General features: G+C 63.7%; 4 protein-coding genes. 2 read left to right on the plus strand and 2 right to left on the minus strand.

Translation table 11 applies throughout. The features are described 5' to 3' along the window. Nucleotides 1–154: 154 nt before the first annotated feature. Nucleotides 155–922: a LamB/YcsF family protein gene (locus tag B4E36_RS20880; protein ID WP_292051672.1), complete on the plus strand. Its 768-nt coding sequence runs from the start codon at nt 155–157 to the stop codon at nt 920–922. Nucleotides 923–1,038: 116 nt separating this feature from the next. Continuing rightward, the gene (locus B4E36_RS20885) at nt 1,039–2,220 is read left to right on the plus strand and encodes an MFS transporter (RefSeq protein ID WP_345900779.1); all 1,182 of its coding nucleotides are present in this window, start codon (nt 1,039–1,041) and stop codon (nt 2,218–2,220) included. 24 nt (nt 2,221–2,244) lie between these two features. On the opposite strand, the gene B4E36_RS20890 is transcribed toward B4E36_RS20885, so the two are convergent. Further along, nucleotides 2,245–2,934 carry a phosphotransferase gene (locus B4E36_RS20890; RefSeq protein ID WP_292051668.1) on the minus strand — a complete coding sequence of 230 codons (690 nt, stop codon included), beginning with the start codon at nt 2,932–2,934 and terminating at the stop codon, nt 2,245–2,247. A 17-nt stretch (nt 2,935–2,951) separates the two neighbouring features. Continuing rightward, nucleotides 2,952–3,570 (minus strand): amino acid--tRNA ligase-related protein (locus B4E36_RS20895; RefSeq protein ID WP_345900780.1); only part of this gene is annotated, 619 nt, incomplete at its 5' end.

Below are 3,570 nucleotides of genomic sequence, written 5' to 3' on the forward strand. Positions count from 1 at the left end.
GATGCTCCAGCATCGCTCTGCGGTGTTTTCCTACTCGGACAGCCATTCCAGCGCGCATCATATGGGTCCTAATCATCGGTCCTTGGTATAAGCCGTTGTCTCACCGCGATGAGCGGCTTAAATAGTTCACATCAACCGGCCGAGAGATAACCAAATGACAGCACCACGCATCGACATCAATTGCGACATGGGCGAGAGCTTCGGCGCATGGGACAAGGGTGACGATGCCGAGATGCTGAAGATCGTCTCCTCGGCCAATGTCGCCTGCGGCTTCCATGCCGGCGATCCCGATACGATGGCGAAGACCTTCGTGCTGGCGCGCGACCGCAATGTCGCCGTCGGCGCCCATCCCGGCTTTCCCGATCTCATGGGCTTCGGACGCAGGCGCATCCCCTATTCCGCGACCGAGATCGAGCGGCTGGTCGCCTATCAGATCGGCGCTGCGCAGGCGATGGCGCAATATGTCGGCCATCCGATCACCCATGTGAAGGCCCATGGCGCGCTCGGCAATCTCGCCCAAGAGGACAGCGAGGTCGCCCGGGCGGTCTGCAACGCCATCAAGGCCGTCGATCCCGCCCTGATCTGTCTTGCGATCGCCCATGGCGAACAGCACCAGATCGCCACCGAAATGGGGTTGACGGTGGTGTCGGAAATTTTCGCCGACCGCGCTTATGGCGATGACGGTCTGCTGGTGCCGCGTGGCCTTCAGGGCGCGGTGATCCACGACCCGGCAGGAGCCGCGCGCCGCGTCGGCGAGATGGTGCGCGAAGGCGCGATCATCACCCTTTCCGGCAAACGCATCCCGACAGCTATTGATTCGATCTGTGTGCATGGCGATACCGCCGACGCCGTTCCGATCGCCGCGACGGTGCGGGCGGGCCTTGAAAAACAGGGCTATGCCATCGCCAATTTCATCCACTGATGGCCACGCACCTATCTAAAACGCGAAAACCAGTTCCGATTCTCGCGCTTATGCGCTAGGCACGAACCGGCCCTTCCGCTTGCCGCAAGCGGAGCATGACACGGCCGGAGACGCCCATGACCGACAGCACCGCTTTCCGCAATATCAATATCCTGACCATGGCACAGGCCGTGGGCGGCGCAGCGCCGCCGATCGTGATTTCACTCGGCGGCATCATCGGCACCGTGCTGGCGCCCGATCCTTCGCTGGCGACCTTTCCGGTCAGCCTCTACAATGTGGGCGTGGCCATCGGCACGCTGCCGGCGGCCTGGATCATGCGCCGCTTCGGCCGGCGCGAGGGCTATATCTTCGGCGCGATGATCGGCATCTGCGGCGGGCTTCTTGCGGCAACCGCCATCACCGCCGGCCTGTTTCTGCTGTTCTGCCTCGCGATCATGACCGTCGGGCTTTACGGCTCCTACATCCAGAGCTTCCGTTTCGCCGCCGCCGACACCGCCGATGGCGACATGAAGGCGAAAGCGATTTCGCGGGTCATGGTCGGAGGGCTGGCCGCCGCCATCATCGGCCCGCAGGTGGCGATCTGGACGGTCGATGCCGTGCCCGGCCATCCCTATGTCGCAAGCTTCATCGGGCTATCCGTGCTGGCGTTCCTCACGCTGCTGCTGGTCTCGCGGCTGAAGATACCGCGCCCCGTGGCAGTCACCATTTCCGGCGGACGGCCGCTGTCCGAGATCGCCCGCTCGCCCCGTTTCATCATGGCCGCCGCGACCGGCGTCGTTTCCTATGCGCTGATGGCCTTCATCATGACGGCGACGCCGCTCGCCATGATCGCCTGCGGCCATTCCGTCGGACAGGCGACGCTCGGCATCCAGTGGCACGTGCTGGCCATGTTCGGCCCGAGCTTCTTCACCGGCAGGCTAATCGCCCGCTTCGGCAAGGAGACGATCGCCGCGACCGGTCTGGCGCTGATTGCCGGTTGCGCGGTAATCGCGCTTTCAGGACTCGGGCTCACGCATTTCTGGCTGGCGCTGATCCTGCTCGGCGTCGGCTGGAATTTCGGCTTTATCGGCGCAACCGCGATGATCACCGACTGCCACACGCCGGAAGAGCGCGGCAAGGTGCAGGGTCTCAACGATTTCCTCGTCTTCGGCTCCACCGCCACCGCCTCCTTCCTCGCCGGCGCGCTGGTGCATATCGACAATGGCTGGAGCATGATGAACTGGCTGGTGTTCCCGGCCGTGGCGTTGGTTCTGGTTCCGCTGATGTTCAGCCGCAGGCTTTTCGCGCGGGCGGGCTGACGACCTCATCGTGCTGCGCCCCGGTTACGGCATGCTCTTCGACGCCATGTGGCGCGCCGTACATTCGGCAGCGACGGCAGCCCATTCCGCTATGTCGGATTGCCCGGCGGCGCGAGCCTTCGCCGCCAGCGCGTTCTGGCGAACCACCGCATGCGACAGGATAGCCTCGGCCGGACATGCCGCCAGCCCGTAGCCATCAGCAAAAACGGCAAGTCGCCGCAACTGCTCGGCACCGGAATAATCGTCATTGCCGATATCGAGCCAGGTAAAGGCAGAATAACCCAGATCCCAAAGCCTTGTCCCGGGTGCAAGCGTGTCGAAATCGATCACGGCATACGGCAGGCCATCCCGGAAAACGGCATTGGTGGGCGAGAAATCATTGTGACAGACGACTTCGGCGGCAGCCTCTCCGACGGCCGGAAACCCCGCTGTGGCGTCATGAAACCGTCTTAGCAAACCAGCAGCGGCAGCCAGGGCAGCATCCTCAAAATGGCCTAGTTCGGAGGGCACACTACCCTCGATATAGGTCAGGACCGCCCTGCACTTGTCATCGCGCCCACGAAAGCGTGGAGCGCCGGAAAAACCCGCGATCTCCAGATAAGTAAGCAAGGATTCGGCAAGGCCCTCACGCAAAGGCCGGCGCACCGTGTAGCCGAGCCGCACCACCCCAGGAGTAAAGCGGCCGCCGGAAAGGGAAATCTCCTCTTCGTCCATGCCGCTCTCCTGAAAACTCAATCCTTGTGACGCCGGGCCGGGAACAGGATCACGTCGCGGATCGAGGGGCCGTTGGTCAGGAGCATGATCAGGCGGTCGATGCCGATGCCGAGCCCACCGGCGGGCGGCATGCCATGGTCCATGGCGTTGAGGAAATCCTCGTCCAGCCGCTTCTCGGTCTCGCCGCGTGCGTGGGACTGTTCGAGCTGTTCCACCATGCGGCGGCGCTGCTCGACCGGGTCGTTGAGTTCCGAGAAGGCGTTGCCCAGTTCCCAGCCGTTGACATAGGTCTCGAAGCGCTCGACGAGGCGCGGTTCGCCCGGCACTTCCTTGGCGAAGGGCGAGATGTCCTTCGGGAAATGGGTCACATGAGCGGGTTGGATCAGCGTGTCCTCGACCTTTTCCTCGAAGATGAAGGCGAGGCATTCGCCCCAGGTCCAGTCGTCCTCGATCTCGAAGCCGGCGGCCTTGGCGGCCGCGCGCGCCTCTTCGTCGGTCGCGATCGCGCGGAAATCGATGCCGGTTGCTTCCTTCACCGCATCCGGCATGGGGACGCGCCTGAACGGGCCCTTGAAGTCGAGTTCGATGTCGCCGAAGGGCAGCTTCGTCTGGCCGTGCAGCTTGAGCGCCAGCGTC

The organism is Martelella sp. UBA3392 (genome assembly GCF_002358775.1).
Taxonomy (GTDB): Bacteria; Pseudomonadota; Alphaproteobacteria; order Rhizobiales; family Rhizobiaceae; genus Martelella; species Martelella mediterranea.

Coding starts and splice junctions, on each gene's coding strand:
- B4E36_RS20890 (WP_292051668.1), bottom strand. CDS start 2,934: ATGGACGAAGAGGAGATTTCCCTTTCCGGCGGCCGCTTTACTCCTGGG.
- B4E36_RS20885 (WP_345900779.1), top strand. CDS start 1,039: ATGACCGACAGCACCGCTTTCCGCAATATCAATATCCTGACCATGGCA.
- B4E36_RS20880 (WP_292051672.1), top strand. CDS start 155: ATGACAGCACCACGCATCGACATCAATTGCGACATGGGCGAGAGCTTC.